Source organism: Eikenella sp. NML99-0057 (assembly GCF_001648535.1).
Taxonomy (GTDB): domain Bacteria; phylum Pseudomonadota; class Gammaproteobacteria; order Burkholderiales; family Neisseriaceae; genus Eikenella; species Eikenella exigua.
Genome location: NZ_LXST01000002.1, coordinates 91,477 through 110,521, shown reverse-complemented (window position 1 = coordinate 110,521; position 19,045 = coordinate 91,477). Strand labels below are relative to the sequence as shown.

At 57.2% G+C, this 19,045-nt stretch carries 21 protein-coding genes, 1 other RNA gene and 1 pseudogene; 16 read left to right on the top strand and 7 right to left on the bottom strand.

Going from position 1 to position 19,045, the window contains the following annotated elements; translation table 11 throughout:
• The first annotated feature begins 15 nt into the window (after window positions 1–15).
• From A7Q03_RS04005 to A7Q03_RS03995, 3 genes are all read left to right on the top strand, one after another.
• Window positions 16–969: a zinc-binding alcohol dehydrogenase family protein gene (locus tag A7Q03_RS04005; protein ID WP_067447556.1), complete on the top strand. Its 954-nt coding sequence runs from the start codon at window positions 16–18 to the stop codon at window positions 967–969.
• 96 nt (window positions 970–1,065) lie between these two features.
• Window positions 1,066–1,926 carry an SDR family oxidoreductase gene (locus tag A7Q03_RS04000; RefSeq protein ID WP_067447554.1) on the top strand — a complete coding sequence of 287 codons (861 nt, stop codon included), beginning with the start codon at window positions 1,066–1,068 and terminating at the stop codon, window positions 1,924–1,926.
• On the top strand, window positions 1,916–2,740 hold the full coding sequence (locus A7Q03_RS03995) for an ABC transporter ATP-binding protein (protein ID WP_067447552.1): 825 nt from the start codon (window positions 1,916–1,918) through the stop codon (window positions 2,738–2,740). The genes A7Q03_RS04000 and A7Q03_RS03995 overlap by 11 nt, the downstream gene beginning before the upstream one ends.
• A 119-nt stretch (window positions 2,741–2,859) precedes the next feature.
• Here A7Q03_RS03995 and A7Q03_RS03990 read toward each other — a convergent pair whose 3' ends face one another.
• Window positions 2,860–3,981, bottom strand: coding sequence for an NADH-dependent flavin oxidoreductase (locus A7Q03_RS03990; protein WP_067447550.1), 1,122 nt, complete (start codon window positions 3,979–3,981; stop codon window positions 2,860–2,862).
• Window positions 3,982–4,371: 390 nt separating this feature from the next.
• Between A7Q03_RS03990 and A7Q03_RS03985 the strand changes: the two genes are divergently transcribed.
• The 5 genes from A7Q03_RS03985 (at window position 4,372) to A7Q03_RS03965 (ending at window position 8,481) form a co-directional block, all read left to right on the top strand.
• Complete coding sequence (locus tag A7Q03_RS03985; RefSeq protein WP_067447548.1) at window positions 4,372–5,178, top strand: class I SAM-dependent methyltransferase; 807 nt, start codon at window positions 4,372–4,374, stop codon at window positions 5,176–5,178.
• Window positions 5,179–5,369: 191 nt separating this feature from the next.
• Window positions 5,370–5,912, top strand: a complete 543-nt coding sequence (locus A7Q03_RS03980; protein WP_067447546.1) for a 5'-3'-deoxyribonucleotidase — start codon at window positions 5,370–5,372, stop codon at window positions 5,910–5,912.
• Between the two features lie 408 nt (window positions 5,913–6,320).
• The gene (locus A7Q03_RS03975) at window positions 6,321–7,706 is read left to right on the top strand and encodes a Na+/H+ antiporter family protein (protein ID WP_067447545.1); all 1,386 of its coding nucleotides are present in this window, start codon (window positions 6,321–6,323) and stop codon (window positions 7,704–7,706) included.
• A complete protein-coding gene (locus tag A7Q03_RS03970; protein ID WP_067447543.1) occupies window positions 7,706–7,930 on the top strand; it encodes a SlyX family protein in 225 nt (74 codons plus the stop codon). The genes A7Q03_RS03975 and A7Q03_RS03970 overlap by 1 nt, the downstream gene beginning before the upstream one ends.
• Before the next feature lie 215 nt (window positions 7,931–8,145).
• Window positions 8,146–8,481, top strand: a complete 336-nt coding sequence (locus A7Q03_RS03965; protein ID WP_231863725.1) for a hypothetical protein — start codon at window positions 8,146–8,148, stop codon at window positions 8,479–8,481.
• 281 nt (window positions 8,482–8,762) lie between these two features.
• Here the strand turns inward: A7Q03_RS03965 and ssrA are convergent.
• The 4 genes from ssrA to infC form a co-directional block, all read right to left on the bottom strand.
• Window positions 8,763–9,125, bottom strand: a transfer-messenger RNA (tmRNA) gene (ssrA, locus tag A7Q03_RS03960).
• A 282-nt stretch (window positions 9,126–9,407) separates the two neighbouring features.
• Complete coding sequence (rplT, locus tag A7Q03_RS03955; protein WP_023888029.1) at window positions 9,408–9,764, bottom strand: 50S ribosomal protein L20; 357 nt, start codon at window positions 9,762–9,764, stop codon at window positions 9,408–9,410.
• 13 nt (window positions 9,765–9,777) lie between these two features.
• Window positions 9,778–9,975 carry a 50S ribosomal protein L35 gene (rpmI, locus tag A7Q03_RS03950; protein ID WP_003823953.1) on the bottom strand — a complete coding sequence of 66 codons (198 nt, stop codon included), beginning with the start codon at window positions 9,973–9,975 and terminating at the stop codon, window positions 9,778–9,780.
• 150 nt (window positions 9,976–10,125) lie between these two features.
• Window positions 10,126–10,647 (bottom strand): translation initiation factor IF-3, encoded by a 522-nt coding sequence (gene infC, locus A7Q03_RS03945; RefSeq protein WP_082880675.1) that lies wholly within the window; start codon window positions 10,645–10,647, stop codon window positions 10,126–10,128.
• On the opposite strand from infC, the gene A7Q03_RS03940 reads away from it, so the two are divergent.
• Window positions 10,603–10,953 carry a hypothetical protein gene (locus A7Q03_RS03940; protein WP_156496194.1) on the top strand — a complete coding sequence of 117 codons (351 nt, stop codon included), beginning with the start codon at window positions 10,603–10,605 and terminating at the stop codon, window positions 10,951–10,953. The genes infC and A7Q03_RS03940 overlap by 45 nt on opposite strands.
• On the opposite strand, the gene A7Q03_RS03935 is transcribed toward A7Q03_RS03940, so the two are convergent.
• Complete coding sequence (locus A7Q03_RS03935; protein WP_067447537.1) at window positions 10,946–11,458, bottom strand: O-acetyl-ADP-ribose deacetylase; 513 nt, start codon at window positions 11,456–11,458, stop codon at window positions 10,946–10,948. The two genes, A7Q03_RS03940 and A7Q03_RS03935, sit on opposite strands and share 8 nt — an antisense overlap.
• A gap of 303 nt (window positions 11,459–11,761) precedes the next feature.
• Here A7Q03_RS03935 and A7Q03_RS03930 point away from each other — a divergent pair, with 303 nt between their 5' ends.
• Entirely contained in the window at window positions 11,762–13,963 is a 2,202-nt protein-coding gene (locus tag A7Q03_RS03930; RefSeq protein WP_067447535.1) for a primosomal protein N', read from the top strand.
• A 624-nt stretch (window positions 13,964–14,587) separates the two neighbouring features.
• On the opposite strand, the gene A7Q03_RS10830 is transcribed toward A7Q03_RS03930, so the two are convergent.
• The gene (locus tag A7Q03_RS10830; RefSeq protein WP_067447534.1) at window positions 14,588–15,064 is read right to left on the bottom strand and encodes a molybdopterin-dependent oxidoreductase; all 477 of its coding nucleotides are present in this window, start codon (window positions 15,062–15,064) and stop codon (window positions 14,588–14,590) included.
• Window positions 15,065–15,402: 338 nt separating this feature from the next.
• Between A7Q03_RS10830 and A7Q03_RS03920 the strand changes: the two genes are divergently transcribed.
• From A7Q03_RS03920 to ribF, 6 genes and pseudogenes are all read left to right on the top strand, one after another.
• Window positions 15,403–15,720 carry a hypothetical protein gene (locus tag A7Q03_RS03920; RefSeq protein WP_067447533.1) on the top strand — a complete coding sequence of 106 codons (318 nt, stop codon included), beginning with the start codon at window positions 15,403–15,405 and terminating at the stop codon, window positions 15,718–15,720.
• 72 nt (window positions 15,721–15,792) lie between these two features.
• On the top strand, window positions 15,793–16,098 hold the full coding sequence (locus A7Q03_RS03915; RefSeq protein ID WP_067447532.1) for a hypothetical protein: 306 nt from the start codon (window positions 15,793–15,795) through the stop codon (window positions 16,096–16,098).
• A gap of 94 nt (window positions 16,099–16,192) precedes the next feature.
• Entirely contained in the window at window positions 16,193–16,759 is a 567-nt protein-coding gene (locus A7Q03_RS03910; RefSeq protein WP_067447529.1) for a hypothetical protein, read from the top strand.
• A gap of 3 nt (window positions 16,760–16,762) precedes the next feature.
• Window positions 16,763–16,869, top strand: a pseudogene (locus A7Q03_RS10355) (IS5/IS1182 family transposase); the annotation flags it as partial.
• A 38-nt stretch (window positions 16,870–16,907) separates the two neighbouring features.
• Complete coding sequence (locus tag A7Q03_RS10800) at window positions 16,908–17,720, top strand: class I SAM-dependent methyltransferase (RefSeq protein WP_067447527.1); 813 nt, start codon at window positions 16,908–16,910, stop codon at window positions 17,718–17,720.
• Between the two features lie 173 nt (window positions 17,721–17,893).
• Window positions 17,894–18,832, top strand: a complete 939-nt coding sequence (ribF, locus tag A7Q03_RS03900; protein ID WP_067447522.1) for a bifunctional riboflavin kinase/FAD synthetase — start codon at window positions 17,894–17,896, stop codon at window positions 18,830–18,832.
• Window positions 18,833–19,045 lie beyond the last annotated feature (213 nt).

Genomic DNA, 19,045 nt, shown 5'->3' with positions numbered 1-19,045 from the left:
TCTTAGGGAGGTATTATGAAAGCCGTAAAAATCTACCAAGCCGGCGGTCCAGAACAACTGATTTATCAAGACGTGCCAACACCTGATATCAAAGAGGGTTGGTCACTGGTAAAAATTAAAGGCTTCGGCATCAACCATTCCGAGATTTTCACACGCGAAGGCAAATCGCCATCCGTCCAATTTCCGCGCATCTTGGGCATTGAATGTGTGGGCGAAGTGGCGCAAAGTTCCACGCCCGCGCTGGCGGTCGGACAAAAGGTCGTCTCTATTATGGGCGAAATGGGGCGCGCCTTTGACGGTAGCTACGCCGAATATGTGTTGCTACCCAACGAGCAAATTTACCCCGTTCATACCGACTTGGATTGGACAACCCTTGCCGCAATTCCCGAAACCTACTACACCGCATTCGGCTCATTGCAGCAGCTTCGTATCGCGCCGCAAGATCGTGTGCTGGTACGTGGTGCAGGCAGCGGCGTGGGCGTAGCCTTTGCACAGCTGCTTAAAGCGCAGTTTCCGCATGTCGTACTGCATGGTTCAACGCGTAATCCTGTCAAAGCTACCCGTTTGCAAGCGGTCGGATTTGACGAAGTGATTACTGAAGCCGATGGCAAACTGCAAACTGACCAAAGCTACGACAAAATTCTGGAATTGGTCGGGCCGGCAACTTTGCGTGATTCCTTCTCCCACATCAACGAACACGGCATCGTTTGCAATACGGGGCAGCTTGGTAACATATGGTACGTGAACGATTTTGAGCCGATTATCGAACTCAAAAACAACAGCTATCTCACCGCCTTTTATTCGGGCAATGTGTCGCAAGCCAAGCTGGATGCGATGTTTGACTATATCCGGCAGTTTAATGTGAAAATCTTAATTGAACGCGTGTTTGCATTGGAACAAGTTCCCGAAGCCCACCGTTTTTTACAAAGCACGGACGGATTTGGGAAAGTGGTGGTGGTGAACGAATAAGGCTACCTGAAACCCAAAAAGCAGCCTGCACATGGTTTGACAGAAACCCTGCAAACGGCAAAGCCATCACTTTTGAAAACGCATAAGGAAAACACCATGAATCTAGCCATCACAGGCGCCAGCGGCAACATCGGCGGCATGGTCGCCCGTCATCTAAACACACGCGGCCTGCCGCTTATCCTGCCGCTGCGCAACCCCGCCAAAGCGCCCGACCTGCCGAACTGCGAAGCGCGACGGTTTGCCTATGGCGATTTGGAGCTTGCCAAGCAGGCGTTAAACGGGGTGGACGTGCTGTTTATGGTGTCTGCCGCCGAAAGCCCAACACGCGAGCAGGAGCATTTGACTTTGGTGCAGGCTGCTTCGGAAGCGGGCGTGAAGCACATTGTCTATCTCTCTTTTGCACAAGCGGCGTTGGACAGCACCTTCACGCTAGCGCGTACCCATGCGGTTACCGAAAATTCAATCCGGCAAACAAATATGCGCTACACCTTTCTGCGCGACAATTTTTACAGCGAGATGATGGCAACGATTACCAACACAGACGGCATCATCGCAGGCCCTGCCGACGATGGGCGCGTTGCCTGCGTTTCGCAGCGCGATGTCGCCCAAGCGGCGGCAAACGTCATCGCCGACATCGCATGCGGCAACCACCGCCACGACAATCAGACCTACACGCTAACCGGTTCTCAATCATTAAGTTTTGCTGAAATAGCCGCCGTCTTAACCGAAATCACCGGCAAACCGCACCGCTACTACAACGAAACCCTAGAAGAAGCCTTCGCCAGCCGCAAAGCCGCGTACCCTGACACGCCCGATTGGCAGATTGAAGCGTGGGTTTCCACTTACACCGCCATTGCAAAAGGCGAACTTGCCGCCGTTTCAGACGACCTGCCGAAATTGTTGGAACGTGCACCGCTTAATTTTGAAGATGTAGTAAAGGCGCAATATGCAAAATAATCTTGTCCCGTTTATCGAATTTCGCGGCGCAGGCAAGCACTATGACGGCAAATATGCCGTGCGCGATTTGGATTTGACCATTTATCAGGGCGAATTTTTCGTGTTGGTGGGCGGTTCGGGCAGCGGCAAATCCACCACTTTGCGCATGATTAACGCGCTGATTGAACCGACCGACGGCAACGTTTATCTGCACGGCAAACGAATTAAAGACTACAACATCCGCCAGCTGCGCCACCAAATCGGCTATGTATTGCAGCAAATCGCGCTTTTTCCCACTATGACTGTGGCGGAAAACATCGAACTCATGCCAGACGTACTGGGGTGGCCGAAAGCAGAACGCAAAACGCGTGTGAATGAGTTATTGGAACTGGTGGAACTCGACCCCGCGCACTACCGCGACCGCTACCCGCACGAACTTTCCGGCGGTGAACAGCAGCGCATCGGCATTTTGCGAGCCATTGCCGCCAAACCCCAGGTGCTGCTGATGGACGAACCGTTTTCCGCGCTCGACCCGCTGGTGCGCACCGTGCTGCAAGACCAAATCGCCATGATTCACCAGAAATTCGGCACCACCATCGTGTTCGTAACCCACGATATGCAGGAAGCCCTGAAACTCGCCTGCCGCATCGGCGTGATGCACAACGGCCAACTGGTACAAATCGGCACGCCCGAAGCCATCAAAAAGCAGCCTGCAAACGATTACGTGCAATCGCTGTTTTCTACCGCCGACGCACCCGATGCCGAACGCATCATCCACCAATTCCTGCGGCTGGACCCACAAGGACAGGAGGCGGTGAGAAGGGCATTGCTTTGATGCGCGTTTGAGGCTACCTGAAAATATGGAAAAGCAGCCTGCACCTTGAATTTCTCAAGTGCAGGCTGCTTTTGCTATTTTTCAAACAGCCCTCAGCTTCTAAAGGCCGCCTGAAACGCTCAAATATCCACAATCTGATGTTCCATCCCTTTCACCGGCGGCAACCACGGCGAGTTGGTCAGGCAACGTTGCCACAACAGATCGGGCAGGCGGTGGTGGTCGGCACGGTCGGGATCGAGTGCGGTTTGGATGTCGGTATCGCGGTTTTCGCGCACTAAGTCGGCCAAATCGGGGTTAATCATCACGGTTTTGCCCAGCGCGATAAACTCCGCCCAGCCGGTATTAAACGCCTTGGCGATGTCGCTGCCGGTGTAAAGGTTGCCCACGCCGATTAAGGGCAGGCGGCCGGCGATGCGTTCGTGCAGCAGTTCCATACGGGCGCGATGGGGGTCTGCGCCGCGTCGGGCTTTTTTGTAGAAATCGTGCAGGGAAACATGCAGATATTGCAGCGGTTTTTGCACCAACGCGTCCACAAGGGCGAAGGTTTCCGCCATGGTGATGCCCTGCTCGCCCGGCTCTTCGGGCGAGAATCGGTAGCCCAAGATGAAGTCGGGTTTGGCGTGCGCTTTGACGGCGGCGGCCACGGCATCGACCACGGCCAGCGGGAAGCGCAGGCGGTTGTGCAGACTGCCGCCCCATTCGTCGGTGCGGCGGTTAGTTTGGGCGGACACGAATTGTTGCAGCAGGTAAGCGTTTGCGCCGTGGATTTCCACGCCGTCAAATCCGGCCTGCACCGCGAGGGTGGCGGCATTGGCATAGGCGGCAATGAGCTGTTCGATTTCGGCGGTGGTCAGTTCGCGCGCGCCCGTGGTCTCATCGACGGACGGAGCGACGATGTCGCCGCAAAGTTCTTTGGGGGCGAGTTTGCCGCCGTGGTGGATTTGCAAGATGGCTTTTGCGCCTTGCGCTTTGGCGATTTGAGCTACTTCGCGCAGGCTGGGCAGGTCGTCCTCGTTGATGGCATACGGCTGGCCGTGGAAGGTTTTGCCGTCGGCCTGCACCAGCGTGGCGGCGGCGATAAACAGGCCGAAGCCTTTGAAGCGATTTCGCAAAAACGTGCGCTCTTGGTCGGTAATGTGGCCATTTTCATCGGAGGCGAAATGCGTCATGGGGGCGACGGCGAGGCGGTTGGGAACGGTGGCGCCATTGTTGAAGGTGTAGGGCTGGAAGACGGGGTTCATGGGGATTCCTTTGCGGGATGAGGTTTTCAGGTAGCCTGAAGCGGCAGGCGCATTCGGTATACACGCAATTACCGCATCAGCAGCACTTTGCTAGTTGGGCGGTTTGGCTTGGTTTTCAAGCAGACAGGCTACCTGAAAATACCACGAAGCAGCCGGCGTTTCCCCCTGATATAGCTGCTTTAACTATCCGGGTGAGCCACTTTAGAGCTTTCAGGTAGCCTTTCACATCATCTCAAGCTGCTTATTCAGGTGTATAATCACTTTTGTAAGATTCTCATTTCTATTTAGCCCAACAGGCTACCTGAAAGCAGAGCTGCAACCCAGTTTCTGTACAGCTCAAATCTCCGTTTAAGGAAACGCCTGCAGGCAGCCCGGTTCAGGAGAGATACTATGCTGAAAATCCAAGACGCCGTCAGCGAAACCCTGCTGATTCCGCTCTACATGAAATACCTCGACGCACAGCAAAGCCGGCCGATACTGAACGACCCCGCCGCCCTGCGCCTTGTGCCGCAAATCGACTACGACTTCGCCCTGTTCCGCGCGGCCCGCAACAGCCGTGTGGGCACAGCCCTGCGCGCCCGCTATTTCGATCAAGTGGCCGCCGATTTCATCCGCCACCACCCCGAAGGCATCGTTACCATTCTCGGCTGCGGGCTCGACGGCCGCCGCGAGCGACTCGGCAGCGCCGCCGACCAAACCCCCTTCTACCAGCTCGACCTGCCCGACGTCATCGCCCTGCGCGAAGCACTACTGCCACCGCAAGCCAACGAAACCCTCGTCCCCGCTTCCGCATTCGACACCGGCTGGATGGAACGGCTGCGCCAAAGCCATCCCGCCGCCCCCGTGCTCTTTATCCTCGAAGGCGTGCTGATGTATTTTGCCGAAGCCCAAGTGCGCGAACTGTTCCAACAGCTTGCCCAACGCTTCCGCGGCGAAATCGCCTTCGACGTGGCCGGCACGTTCATGGTGAAACATTCCGACCAACACGACGCCCTCAAACACGCCCGCGCCCGCTTCGATTTCGCCTGCGACGACGACCGCCAAATGGAAAGCTGGGCCGCCAACCTCCATCTTGTGTCCGCCAAACACATGACCGATTTCCCCGAAGCCAAAGACATCGGCCTCAACTACTGGCTCATGCGCCTATTTCCCAAAATCCGCCATGCCTACCGATTGCTGCACTACCGGATTGATTAGGGCAAACAGAGCAAAGGCTACCTGAAATTTCAGGTAGCCTTTTCAGCCCAACAGGCCATGCCACAAATTCAGGCAACCAGGCATTGGCGTTTGAAAATTAACAGCCCAAACCTAGATGTCCGATAAAACCTTATAATCGAGCTACCAACTTTTCAGCCTGCCTCATCCCAACACACCACAGAAAGCCAGCCATGCTCATCCTGCTCGACCAAGACAACGTGCTCGCCGACTTTGAAAGCGGATTCCGCCGCCATTGGCGCAGCCGCTTCGGCGAAGACGCCCCAATAGAAGGCAAAGAACACCTTTTCTACATCCGCGATCGCCTGCCCGAGCACCTGCGCCCGCACGCGGCCGAGCTCTACGGCGCAGTCGGGTTTTTCGAAAGCCTGCCGCCCATGCCCGGCGCAGTGGAAGCCGCCCATGCCCTCTTGACCGCCGGACACGACGTGCGTATCTGCACCGCACCGGTAAACCAATACCGCTACTGCGCCGGCGAGAAAATCGCCTGGGTGGAACAACACTTGGGCGCGGAATGGACACGGCGCGTGATTATCGCCAAAGACAAAACCTGGGTGCGCGGCGACATCCTCATCGACGACAAACCGACTATCGAAGGCAGCCTGCCGCCCCTGTGGCAACACCGCCTCTACGATGCGCCACACAACCGCCACCTGAAAGTACCGCGCATTGTGTGGACACAGCCGGAAACCTGGGCTGATTTGCTGGATAATTGATACCGCCAGCTTGAAGGCTACCTGAAAAATGAGTGCAACTGTTTTTCAGGTAGCCTTTCTTATTTAAATAGCACGCCACTCTGCTCCCCGGCTGATAATTATCTTTTCCGCTCATCCGCACCTAAACTCTGCTTATGCAGAAACTACTTTCCTGCTTTTCAGGTAGCCTTCACTATTCTGCTAAATCGGCGGGGAAATTTATTCACAGCCAATCAATCTGCCTGTTGCCTGCCGCTTTTTCCGTTGTTATACTCATTTCCCGATTAATGAAATAAATCTGCGGCCAACGTCCATCCGGCCACAAAGCTAAAGCGCTTATTTCTCCACATCGGGCAATAAACGGAGAAATTGGGCTTTGGCTTTTGCTTTTGGCGGATGTGGATTAGGCGCAGGAAAGGAGAAAGCAAAATGAATGCCGTAGTGTTGGCTGTGCTGGTGATGCTGATTTTGTCGGCGGCACGGGTACACGTTGTGTTGAGCCTGGTTATTGGCGCATTTGTGGGCGGCCTGGCCGCTGGGTTGCCGCTGGCGGATATTACCGACCCGGCCACCCATGAAGTCATCACCAAAGGCGTGATTACCCATCTTCAAAGCGGCTTGGCCGGCGGTGCGAAGATTGCTCTCTCCTATGCCATGCTCGGCGCATTTGCCATGGCGATTGCCCACTCCGGCCTGCCCTATCAGCTGGCTGGCATGGTGGTGCGCAAAATGGGCGGCAATGCCAGCCGCGACCAAATCCCTTCCGGCGTAAACGGCCTGAAATGGGGGCTGATTGGTGCGCTCTTACTGATGAGCGTTATGAGCCAAAACATCATCCCGATCCACATCGCCTTCATCCCGATGGTGGTGCCGCCGCTTTTGCTCGTATTCAACCGCATGCAAATCGACCGCCGACTGCTGGCCTGCGTGATCACCTTTGGTTTGGTGACCACCTATATGTTCCTGCCCTATGGCTTTGGCGCGATTTTCTTAAACCAAATCTTGTTGGCCAACATCCAAAAAGCCGGCATGAACGTGCAGGGCATCAACGTGATGGAAGCCATGGCGATTCCCGCCGCCGGTATGTTCACCGGCCTGCTACTCGCCTTCATCCACTACCGCAAACCGCGCCACTACACCAATAATCAGGTGGATTTGAGCTCCGAGCAGGCCGCTGCCAATGCGCCGAAAATTTCCACCTACCGCAGCGTGGTGGCCGTGGTGGCGATTGTGGCTTCCTTTGTGGTGCAGCTGGTGTATAGCGATGCGCTGCTCTTAGGCGCAATGGTCGGCTTCGGCGTATTCATGGCCACCGGCGTGGTGCGCCGCCGCGAAGTAGATGTCGTATTCGACAGTGGTCTGCGCATGATGGCGATGATCGGCTTCATCATGATTGCCGCCCAGGGCTTTGCCGAAGTGATGCAGGCCACCGGCCAGATCGAACCCTTGGTCGACACCAGCGCCAACCTGTTTGCCGGCAACAAAAGCATGGCTGCCCTGGTTATGCTTGCCGTTGGCTTGTTGGTAACTATGGGCATTGGCAGCTCCTTCTCCACCCTGCCTATCATTGCCTCCATCTACGTTCCCCTGTGCGCCAGCATGGGCTTCTCACCGATGGCCACCGTAGCCATCATCGGCACTGCCGGCGCACTGGGCGACGCCGGATCGCCTGCTTCCGATTCCACCCTCGGCCCCACTTCCGGCCTAAACGTAGACGGCCAGCACGACCACATCTACGATTCGGTTATCCCCACCTTCATCCACTACAATCTGCCGCTGATGGCCGCAGGCTGGGTGGCCGCCATGGTGCTGTGATGACGCATAACGACACCGAAGCGCGGCTGGCCGAGCTGGAAATTCAGGTCGCCCTACAAAACGACCTGCTCGACAGCCTGAACGACACTGTCGCCCGCTTGCAGCAAGCCTTAGACTTGCAACAAGCCCAGCTGCGCCTGCTCTACGGTCGCTTGCAAGAGAAAGACGGTAGCGGCACCAACCAAACCTTTAATCCCGCTGCCGAAATCCCACCGCATTATTAAAGGCCAAGCGTGTATCAACCAAGAGGCTACCTGAAAAACATAAAACGTTTTCAGGTAGCCTCTTGCCAACTTGCCCATTCCTTTTTTTATCATTCCGCCTTTCATTTCCACCATGAAGAAAGCACATTATACCCACCCGAATCTCTATCGGCCGCACCACCCTCCTGGCCGGCCTCGTTTGCCTCACTGCCGGCTGTGCCAGCCTAGACACACGTATGAAACGCTTTGTTGGCAAACCCATCGATGCCGTTATCAAATCCTATGGCGTCGAACCAACAGGAGGTAGGGTCAAATCCGGAAACAATCGCTATGCCTACCTCTGGCGCTATACTTACTACTCCTACGGCGGCCGTGAATACGAAGGCAGCAGTCAAAACGGCCCCATCATTACCAACTACTATAGCGACGTCTGCTACGGCCAAAACCAAGACCGCATCTTCTACACTGATAACCAAGGCATCATCGTGGATTATTATTGGCAAAACAGCAACAAATGGCGCGTGAATTGCCGTACTCACCAAATTGGCCGGTATTTCCGAAGATCTCTGTAGTCAACCACATCCTTTAAACTGCATTGATGAGTTTGCCATAACGGAAACGGGTCAGCCACAGCAAAACCTTATCAAATAGTGGAAAAATAAGAGTGGAATAAAGTGGCAAGCCGCAGACAATACAACCTAGTGAGCTTGCACAATAGCATTCTTATTTTAACCCACTACAAATCAAGGCTACCTGAAACTTTCAGGTAGCCTTTCTACACTGCCAACACACTTCAAGCACACAAAAAATAGCAGCCCGAAGGCTGCCCAAACAAGTTTTACAAAAAGAAATCTGGTGGAGGCGGGGGGAATCGAACCCCCGTCCGAAAGTCCTCTACAAAGCGTTCTACATACTTAGTCTTGCCAACTTAAAATCTCACCCCCATTCCGCCGACAGACAGGCTGTTTGGGAGCCAGTTACCTTAAATCTCATTTCCCGCCAAGTAACCCGACGGGAAACCAGTCAATGTAGAATGACGTTGCGGTAGCTTACGCTACACAGCCCATTGACCAACTGCTGCAACGGCAGGCCTTAGGCGGCCAATGCGAAAGTTTCGTCGTTTGCGACTATTTAAATTCAGTGTTTTACGGGAAATCTGAGACCCCGGTATGCCCGCATCTGCTTCGCAACCCCCGTCGAAACCAAGGTCGCCCCCAGATAAAGGAAAATGGATTATACGCTGCCGGCCAGCTCTGGACAATTTGTTTTGCCGGCCGCCCCCCCTAAAGGCTACCTGAAAGCGCAACTTCAACGAGATGAACCGACGTCTTGGCGCAACCAAAGCCTGGTTGCTGCGAAGCTAAAGCGTTGGCTTCGGCTAAGCGGATCGATGGTTTGGCGTGGCCAAGGTTGAGTTACTGCCCAACCTTCTTCTCGCATTTAATTTCCGCACAATAAAAATCGGCCGGAAAACTCCGACCGATTTTCTAATCAGGCATTAGGCCAAAGCGGCTTTGGCTTTTTCAACCAGCTGCGCGAAAGCAGCTTTGTCGAATACGGCCAAGTCGGCCAATACTTTGCGGTCCAGCTCGATAGCGGCGCGTTTCAGGCCGTTCATGAACTTGCTGTAAGACAGGCCGTGCTGGCGGGCACCAGCGTTGATACGGGCAATCCACAGTTGACGGAACTGGCGTTTGCGCTGACGGCGGTCGCGGTAGGCATATTGGCCTGCCTTCATCACCGCCTGTTTGGCAACGCGATAGACGTTTTTACGACGGCCGCGATAGCCTTTGGCCAGAACTAATACTTTTTTATGACGGGCACGTGCGGTTACACCGCGTTTTACGCGTGGCATATTTCAGACTCCTTTAAGCGTAGGGCAACATTTTGTGAACAGAAGCCACGTCGCGCTCGTTCACCATAGCGGTACCGCGCAGCTGGCGTTTGTTCTTAGTGGTTTTTTTGGTGAGAATGTGGCGTTTGAACGCGTGGGCGCGTTTGATGCCACCGTTGCCCAGCACTTTGAAGCGTTTCTTCGCACTGGATTTGGTTTTCATTTTAGGCATGGGAAAACTCCATTGGTTTATCGGATTAGGCATCGGGAGGCTGCCTGCAACAGGCCGCGCTTAATACCCGAAACCACGGTTTTATGCCGCACACACAACATTGAAGCCGTTTCCCGCGGGCGGCGGAGCGGAAAACGGTGAATTATACGGTTACTTCTTCTTGGGTGCAACCATCATCACCATCTGGCGGCCTTCCATTTTTGGAAACTGCTCCACAGCGGCCACCTCGGCCAAATCGGCCTTCACACGCTCCAGAAGCTGCGCGCCCAAGTGCTGGTGCGCCATTTCGCGGCCGCGGAAACGCAGGGTGATTTTTACTTTGTCGCCATCGGCCAAGAAGCGGGTAACGTTGCGCATTTTGATTTGATAATCGCCTTCGTCGGTGCCGGGGCGGAATTTGATTTCCTTAATCTGCACCTGCTTCTGCTTTTTCTTGGCTTCGTCGCGTTTTTTCGACTGCTCGTATTTATATTTGCCGTAGTCCATCAGCTTGCAGACAGGCGGTTTGGCAGTGGGGGAAATCTCCACCAAATCCACATCTTGTTCTTCGGCCATGGCCAGGGCTTCTTTCACGGTTACGATGCCGAGCTGCTCGCCCGTGCCGCTGATTAAACGCACTTCTTTGGCGTGGATTTCGCCGTTAATCCGTGCTTCGCGTTCTTGTGCGATGATGAATCTCCTATTAAGGTTAGTCTTCTGGTGGTGCGCTTTGGCGCACCTGTTGTTCAGATAGCCTTAGGTGATAACGCTGTTCAACCCGGCTACCAAAACACTGTATTTTATCAAAAACCGCTGCGCTTGGCGCAATGCGCCCGCGATTATAGCAAGTTTCGCCATAAATACACCAAAAACCTGCATTTAGCCACCAAAAACGATACTTCCCGCCAACAATCCAAGCAATCCGTGTTGGCGATACACCCGATTTTGCCTGCTTACTGCCAAACATGCGCTGCGTATCCGCCCGAATTTTTCAGGTAGCCTCCAGTAATCGCCGGTACAGTGCTGCATCTTGCTGCGAAAAACAACAAAACACCACGCGCTCTATCTGCGGGCATTGCGGCAGCGTTTCGCGCACCGTCCGCACCGCAATTTTCGCTGCTTCGCGCACTGGGTAGCCATACACGCCGGTGCTAATACAGGGGAAAACAATGCTTTGCGCACCCTGTTCCGCAGCGAGGCATAGAGAATTGGTATAGGCTGCGGCCAGTAGTTTCGCTTCGTCATGCTGCCCGCCGCGCCACACCGGGCCGACGGTATGCACCACCCAGCGTGCCGGCAGCCGATAGCCTTGTGTGATTTTAGCCTCACCGGTGCGGCAGCCGCCCAGCTGGCGGCACTCGGCCAATAGCTCCGGCCCGGCAGCGCGATGTATCGCACCGTCCACCCCGCCGCCGCCCAACAGCGAGGAATTGGCAGCATTAACTATCGCGTCCACCGCCAGCGTGGTGATGTCGGCTTGGCATACTTCCAAAGTGGCATTCATATTGTTCCCCTTAAGTTTTAAATGAGGCCACCTGAAACTGGCTTCGGCCTTGCCGCAGGCTATTTTCACTATGTTGCAGCAACAGTTTTCAGGTAGCCTGATTTTACGTTGGCACGATACGCCCAGTTTACCGCCCGCCCTGATTTAGAGGCTACCTGAAATCTGTGCTGCCGTTTTAACTGCAGCAAGGCCAAAGCCTTAGCTACGCCAAAACCTTGGTTCACCTCGTTGAAGCCACGCTTCAGGTAGCCTTTGCCATTTCAGGTACAATAGCCGCCATCTCCGTACTCACACACAACCACCGTGCCCTACTGCCAAGTTGCCCTCAATGTTCCGCTCGACACGCTGCTTACCTACCGTGCCGACCACATTCCCGCGCCCGGAGTGCGAGTGGCCGTGCCGTTTCGCGGCAAAACCGTGGCCGGCATCGTGTGGGGTGCGTGCGAAGAGCCGGAAATCAGCCCGGACAAAATCCGCCCGCTCGCGCAAGTGTTTGAACACGAGCCGCCGCTGCCCGCCGCCTGGCGCAAACTGATTGAATTTACTGCCCGTTATTATCACCATCCCATCGGCCAAACCGCCTTCACCGCCCTGCCCGCCGGCCTGCGCGAAGCCAAGCCCTGCCCGCTGCCGCAGCCGGAAACCTATTTTTCTCTCACCGATTTGGGGCGGCAGCAGCCCGCACCGCCGCCGCACCACCGCCGCAAAGCCGCGCTGTGGCAGGCGCTGCTGGAGGGCTCGGTGAGCCAAAGCGCCGCCCGCACCATCGCGCCGCAGGCCGCCGCTCAGCTGGCAAGCTGGCAGGCGCAAGGCTGGCTGGCAGCCGAAACCGGCGCTTTGCCCGCCCGCCTGCCTATTCCGCCCTCGCCCGTGCCGCTCAACCCCGAGCAGCAGGCCGCTGCCGATGCGGTGGCGCAGGCACAGGGTTTTGCCCCCTTCCTGCTGCACGGCATCACCGGCAGCGGCAAAACCGAAACCTATTTCGAAGCCATGGCCGCCGCGCTCTCGGCGGGCAAACAGGTGTTGTTCCTACTGCCTGAAATCAGCCTAACACCGCAGCTCATCGCCCGCTTACAGCAGCGCTTTGCCGACGTGCCAACTGCCGTGCTGCACAGCCAAACCGCCGCCGGCGAGCGCACCCAAGGCTACCTGAAAGCCATGTGCGGCCAGGTGCGGCTGGTAGTGGGCACACGGCTGGCGGTGTTCACGCCGCTGCCGGATTTGGGGCTGATTGTGGTGGACGAAGAACACGATTCCTCGTTCAAACAAGACAGCGAGCTGCGCTACCACGCCCGCGATTTGGCCGTGTGGCGCGCACAGCAGGCCGGTTGCCCGATTGTGCTCGGCAGCGCCACGCCCTCGCTGGAAAGCTGGCACAAGGCGCAAAGCGGCGGCTACCGCCTGCTCAGCCTACCACAACGCGCTCGTGCGGCTGCCAGCTTGCCCGAAATCCGCCTGATCGACATCCGCCGCGAGCTATTGGACCAAGGCTTCAGCCCGGCCGCTTTCAAGCTGTTGCAACAAAATCATGCTGCCGGCGGCATGAGCATGGTATACCTCAACCGGCGCGGCTTCGCCCCCGCCCTCTTCTGCGGCGACTGCGGCCACACCTTCGGCTGCCCGCACTGCTCTGCCAAACTGGTGCTGCACCAGCGCGCACGCCAGCTGCGCTGCCACCATTGCGGCCTGGCGGTGCCGATTCCGAAAAAATGCCCCGACTGCGGCAACCAAGACCTCACCGCAGTGGGCATCGGCACGCAGCGGGTGGAAGAAGCTCTGCGTGCACAACTTCCCGAGGCCAAAATCGAGCGCGTGGACCGCGACAGCGTCGCCCGCAAGGGCGACTGGCAACGGCTCTACCAACGCATCGCCGAAAACGGCGTGGATATTTTGGTGGGCACGCAGATGCTGGCCAAAGGCCACGATTTTGCCCGCCTGAATTTGGTGTTGGTACTCAACGCCGACGGCAGCCTCTACAGCGCTGATTTCCGCGCCCCCGAGCGGCTGTTTGCTGAACTGATGCAGGTGGCCGGCCGTGCCGGCCGTGCCGAGCTGCCCGGCCGCGTGTTCATCCAAACCCGCCTGCCGGAGCATCGCGTGTATCAAACGCTGCTGCGGCAAAACTATGCCGACTTCGCCGCTGGCGAGTTGGCCGAGCGCGAAAGCTTCGATATGCCGCCCTTCGCCCACACCGCCGCCGTCCGCGCCGATGCCGCCAATATGGCCGATGCGTTGGAGTTATTGCGCCTGGCCGCCGAATGGGTGGCGCAACAAAGGCTACCTGAAAGCGTGGAAACCGAAGCCGCGGAAGTGCTCTGCCTCGGCCCCGTGCCCATGCTGCTGGCCAAACTCGCCGGCCGCGAACGCACCCAAGTGTTTCTGGAAAGCCCCTGCCGCAAAACGTTGCACCGGCAAGTTTCCCTCTGGCAGCAAGCCCTCGCCGTGCTGGCACGGCAATTTGCCGCGGCCAGATGGTCAGTGGATATCGATCCCTTGGAGACGTAAAGTTTCAGGTAGCCTCTACGCCTCCACCATCTTCCCGATATCGCCAAAAGCTACCTGAAAACCTAAGCTGCTATTTCTCTTTCTCTGCAAAACTGCATAATGCCCGCTTTTCACTTCACAATACAAAAAGGAAAACCGATAAAAACCCTAATTACCGCCACCCAAGCCTGTGCCCGCCAAGCAGGCTGCCAATCATCGGGCATAAAACAAGGCTACCTGAAACAGATTTGCTGTTGTTCATCTTTATCTAGCGAGGGGCAGATGAAAGTGAATTGCTCGTAAACCGTGCCGTAATCGTGTTCCACCACAATCATAGCCGGCACACTGGCATGGTTTCACCCAGAATCGGCTCGCACTCGCCAAGTTTCCAGTCTTTCGGCTCAAAGGGCCGGCCGAGCTCCTGCAAGCTGTCGTACATCAGCGGGGAGGGGAGTTACGATGTCTTTGTGTATGCCGAGGTAGTCTTTGGCCGGCTCGCTGAGTTTTTTGGCCAAGTCTTTGTGGATTTTTCAGTCAGGCCTGCTCTGCCACAGAGACTGCACCGCTTCGGTAAGCTGGCAGATGTGGAGGTGCATGTCAGACCTGTTCAAATCGTCTTTTTCATACCAGGTGGCGATGAGGAAATCACGTCAGCATACGTAAAGCGGTGGCATTCATGCGGAAATCGAGCAGGGCAAACAAATCCAGCTTGTCTCCTACGCCGTCACGCTGTTTCTCTTCGGTGGGTTTCAAGCAATCTTCTTCGACGCTCATCAGGCCGTTTTGCGTATCGGGCAGGTATTTCAGGAAATAATCGTACCCTTTACCGGAAGAAACCAAAATGTTGGAGTGCAAAATAAACATATTGTACGGCCAGTTTTTCGGATTTTCCGGATCGTTGCAAGACATTTCCAGCGTGCCCTCCTTCAACCCTTTCGCCACATAATCCACCGGTGCCATGCCGGCTTTTTCGGCCGCATCGGCTACATCCAGCGGATTGATTTCCAACTGCGGCGCGTTCGAAACCCAACCCATGCAAGCAACTTTGGCACAGTAATCAATTATGGTCAGGCGGCGCATTTCGTCGCCGACATCGGCAGTGGGCAGCTCCCCGGCAGACACGGCTTCGTGGCAGTATTGGCCGGTGTAACCGTAGCAGAATGCTGTACCATCACTCCCCGACCCCGCCCAATAACGCCTACTTAGGCTGGCCTGATCAGCAACTCCCGCCCTGTATGTCTCCTAAACTGAAAGGGCAGTTTACGGGTAACGGCAAAGCGAGCCGACTCAGTAGGAGGTGAAGTGCTTTAGCTGTATATCACTTCGCTGAAACCCCACTTTCAGGTAGCCTTTTGCCGTTCAAACGCCCTTTATGAGGCGCTTCGGCTATAGACAATTCCGCCGCCAAACGGCACAATATGGTTTCGTTCCCAATTCATCGTGTTAGAAAGGAAAGCCTAATGAAAAAATACCTATTTGCCACCGCCGTATTAGCCGCTGTTGCTGCTCCTGCCGCCCAAGCCAAAACCCTGCAGCAAATGCGCAATGAATTCGTGAGCGCTTGCACCCAATCTGCCACCTCTCAGGGCAGCACCCTGAACCAACAAATGGCTCGCACCCTTTGCTCCTGCACCTTCGACGAAACCGGCAAACAATATGGCACTCGCTGGAAAGCCGCGCTGGATGCCTACGACCGCACCGGCAACGACCCCCAGTTTGAAAGCCGCATGAAACGCAACACCCAGGCCTGCGTAGACCGCCACCTCAGACGCCGCTAAACGGTGCACAGGCAGCCCGCCATTTCGCAGGCTGCCTGATTTTTATCTTTAATTCATTCACATCAAAACATTATGTTCAGAAAACTCATCCCCGCCCTATTCCTGCTCGCCCTCATCCCCGGCGCCGCCGCCTATAACCCCTCATCCAGCATGCGTGATTTGTTTATCAGCCGCTGCACCGGCGAAATCGCAGCCGCCGGCATTTCCCACCAATCAGCCGCCGATATCTGCGCCTGCACTTTCAATCAAATCAGCAGCCGCTACGGCAGCAACTGGCCGCAAACCCTCACCAGCCAAGACATCAGCAACAAGTCCGAACTCACCAGATTCATCGACACCGCCACCCGGCAATGCGTCTCCCGCCATGCACCCCGCTAAATGCGGCATGATTCAAACCCACTTTTCAGGTAGCCTTTCCGTCATCATAAAGGCTACCTGAAAACACAAAATCCACTGCTTAAGGAAACTCATCATGCTGATTCGCCGCCTGTTCCCCGCAGCCATTGTCCTCACTGCCCTCGCCGCCTGCCATACCACCGGCAGCAACACCACCAACCAAACGCCCACCACCCCGCGCAGCAGCTTCGTCAACGCCTGCGCCGACAACGCCGCCGAATGGCGGATGACCCCCAACCAAGCCGCCGGCGTTTGCGCCTGCGCCTACGACAAAGTCAGCAGCCGCTACGGCCACAACTGGATTCGCCAGCCCGCCAACCCCAACACCCCGCTGGGCCGCTATTTCATCAGCAGCGTGCGCCAATGTGCCGCCCGCCCCAACGCCAATGCCAACCCCAACCGCCGCAGCATTGCCAGCCACCGCAGCGCCTTCCTCGATCTCTGCACTTCCAGAAACATCGGCACCCCCGCCCAAACCCGCCGCATCTGCGCCTGCACCTACGACACCCTGCGCAGCCGCTACAGCGCCCGCGAATGGCAACGCGTTACCAGCGCCTACGACCGAGGCCAAAGTAATCCCGTCCTCGAACGTCAGATGAGCGCTGCCGCAAACAGCTGCGTCCGCCGTTATCCCGTGCGCTGAATTTATAGTGAATTAAATTTAAATCAGGACAAGGCGACGAGCCGCAGACAGTACAAATAGTACGGCAAGGCGAGGCAACGCTGTACTGGTTTAAATTTAACTCACTATACAGCCAACTCCCTTCACCACACTTCTTTCAGGTAGCCCCATGCCCCAGCCCCGCACCCTGCCCGCCGACTTTGCCGCAGCCTACCGCGAGCGCATGGCCGAACTCGGCTTCAGCGAAAAACCCGCCGCCGAATGGGACGACAAAGCCCCGAGCTTCAGCGCCAAAGTCCTCCAGCCCAGCCCCTACGCCGATGCCTTTATCGCCCAAATGCACCTCCGCCCCGGCGACACCCTGCTCGATGTCGGCTGCGGCCCCGGCACCCTCGCCCTGCGCCTCGCCCCCAAAGTACAGCGCCTCTACGGCCTCGACTACAGCAGCGGCATGCTCCAATGCCTGGAAGCCAACGCCCGAGCCGCCGGCCTTACCAACATCACCCCCATCCACCTGAGCAAAGAAGACAGCTGGCACAACGTGCCCGTGTGCGACCTCGTCGTTTCCTCCCGCAGCGGGCTCGACCGCGACCTCGCCGCCCTCTTTGCCAAACTCAGCGCCCACGCCCGCCACAGCGTGTATTTCACCATCCTCGCCGACGGCCATTTCAACCCGCCCCAAATCAGCCGCCTGCTCGGCCAGGAGCGCGGCCCCTACCCCGGCTACATCTACGCCCTCAACATCCTCTACCAAATGGGCTACGACCCCACCCTCAGCTACATCACCACCCCCGGCCGCCTCGCCGACTGCACCCAACTGCCCGACTTCCTGCAGCGCATGGCCGCCGCCTACGGCACGCTCACCCCCGAACACACCCGACTCCTCACCCAATTCTTCCACCGCCACCACAGCCAATTCGCCGAAGCACCCTTCGCCATGAAATGGGCACTCCTGAGCTGGGATACCGAAGCCGCCGCATAACAAGCGGAAACAGAAAGGCTACCTGAAAACCTTTGCTGCAACGCCATGCAAATCAACACACGGCGTCCCGCCAGGCCGAAAGTTTCAGGTAGCCTCATCTCCCCTCATACCGCACCGGGTGCTTTAATCCGCCCTTCCCGCTACAATAGCCCCTTTTTCCCACCCCGCCCGCCATGAACATCCGCTTCGGCAACACCGTATTCCGCCCGCACCCGCACGGCAGCGCCGTTACCATCGGCAATTTCGACGGCGTCCACCTCGGCCACCGCCACATCCTCGAACGCCTGCGCCGCGAAGCCGACGTGCGCGGCCTCGCCGCCGTGGCCATCGTATTCGAGCCCCAGCCGCAAGAATTTTTCAGCCGGCAGCGCGGTGCGGAAAAACCCTTCCGCCTCAGCCCCCTGCGCGAAAAACTGCGCCTGCTGCGCGACACCGGCTGCCTCGATGCCGTCTGGGTGCTGCGTTTCAACGCCCGCCTCGCCGCCGTATCCGCCGCCGACTTCATCCAACACCTGCTCATCGAACAGCTGCACACCCGCCACCTGCTCATCGGCGACGACTTCCGCTTCGGCGCCGGCCGCCAAGGCGACTTCAGCCTCCTCAGCCGCCGCCCAGAATTCACCACCGAGCGCACCCCCTCCGTGATGGTGCAAGACGTGCGCGCCAGCAGCACCCTCGTGCGCCAAGCCCTCAGCGAAGGCCGCCTCGGCTACGCCGAAAGCCTGCTCGGCCACCCCTATTCCCTCAGCGGCCGCGTGAAACACGGCGCCAAGCTCGGCCGCACCATCGGCTGCCCCACCGCCAACCTCCACCTCCCCCCGTACCGCTACCCGCTCTGCGGCGTATTCGTCATCGCCGCCCACGGCGCATTCGGCACGCGCTACGGCGTGGCCAGCTTCGGCCGGAACCCCACCGTATCCAGCCTGCCCACGCAAAAACTGGAAGCCCACCTGTTCGACTTTGCCGGCCAGCTCTACGGCCAACGCCTGCGCATCGACTTCCTGCACAAACTGCGCGACGAAGCCAAATTCCCCGGCCTGCCCGAGCTGCAAGCACAAATCGCCGCCGATATCGCCCACGCCCGCGACTGGCTGGCGCAACACCAGCGATAGGCACATCATCAGCCGTACTGCCGAATCCGACTAGCACACAAAAGGCTACCTGAAAGCGCAGCTTCAACGAAGTGAAAAACCGCGTGCGTGCGTTCCGCAGCACCCCCACCCATACATGCTGCGCTGGCTTTGGCAGGTGGTTTCGGAAGGCGGGCATTGTGCAGCATTGGCGGAGCAGCAAGATGAAAAGGCTACCTGAAACTTTCAGGTAGC

Coding starts and splice junctions, on each gene's coding strand:
- A7Q03_RS03990 (WP_067447550.1), bottom strand. CDS start 3,981: ATGAACCCCGTCTTCCAGCCCTACACCTTCAACAATGGCGCCACCGTT.
- A7Q03_RS04000 (WP_067447554.1), top strand. CDS start 1,066: ATGAATCTAGCCATCACAGGCGCCAGCGGCAACATCGGCGGCATGGTC.
- A7Q03_RS03910 (WP_067447529.1), top strand. CDS start 16,193: ATGCTGATTCGCCGCCTGTTCCCCGCAGCCATTGTCCTCACTGCCCTC.
- A7Q03_RS03995 (WP_067447552.1), top strand. CDS start 1,916: ATGCAAAATAATCTTGTCCCGTTTATCGAATTTCGCGGCGCAGGCAAG.
- A7Q03_RS03920 (WP_067447533.1), top strand. CDS start 15,403: ATGAAAAAATACCTATTTGCCACCGCCGTATTAGCCGCTGTTGCTGCT.
- A7Q03_RS03915 (WP_067447532.1), top strand. CDS start 15,793: ATGTTCAGAAAACTCATCCCCGCCCTATTCCTGCTCGCCCTCATCCCC.
- A7Q03_RS03975 (WP_067447545.1), top strand. CDS start 6,321: ATGAATGCCGTAGTGTTGGCTGTGCTGGTGATGCTGATTTTGTCGGCG.
- ribF (WP_067447522.1), top strand. CDS start 17,894: ATGAACATCCGCTTCGGCAACACCGTATTCCGCCCGCACCCGCACGGC.
- rplT (WP_023888029.1), bottom strand. CDS start 9,764: ATGCCACGCGTAAAACGCGGTGTAACCGCACGTGCCCGTCATAAAAAA.
- A7Q03_RS04005 (WP_067447556.1), top strand. CDS start 16: ATGAAAGCCGTAAAAATCTACCAAGCCGGCGGTCCAGAACAACTGATT.
- A7Q03_RS03985 (WP_067447548.1), top strand. CDS start 4,372: ATGCTGAAAATCCAAGACGCCGTCAGCGAAACCCTGCTGATTCCGCTC.
- A7Q03_RS03970 (WP_067447543.1), top strand. CDS start 7,706: ATGACGCATAACGACACCGAAGCGCGGCTGGCCGAGCTGGAAATTCAG.
- rpmI (WP_003823953.1), bottom strand. CDS start 9,975: ATGCCTAAAATGAAAACCAAATCCAGTGCGAAGAAACGCTTCAAAGTG.
- A7Q03_RS03980 (WP_067447546.1), top strand. CDS start 5,370: ATGCTCATCCTGCTCGACCAAGACAACGTGCTCGCCGACTTTGAAAGC.
- A7Q03_RS03935 (WP_067447537.1), bottom strand. CDS start 11,458: ATGAATGCCACTTTGGAAGTATGCCAAGCCGACATCACCACGCTGGCG.
- A7Q03_RS03965 (WP_231863725.1), top strand. CDS start 8,146: ATGAAACGCTTTGTTGGCAAACCCATCGATGCCGTTATCAAATCCTAT.
- A7Q03_RS10800 (WP_067447527.1), top strand. CDS start 16,908: ATGCCCCAGCCCCGCACCCTGCCCGCCGACTTTGCCGCAGCCTACCGC.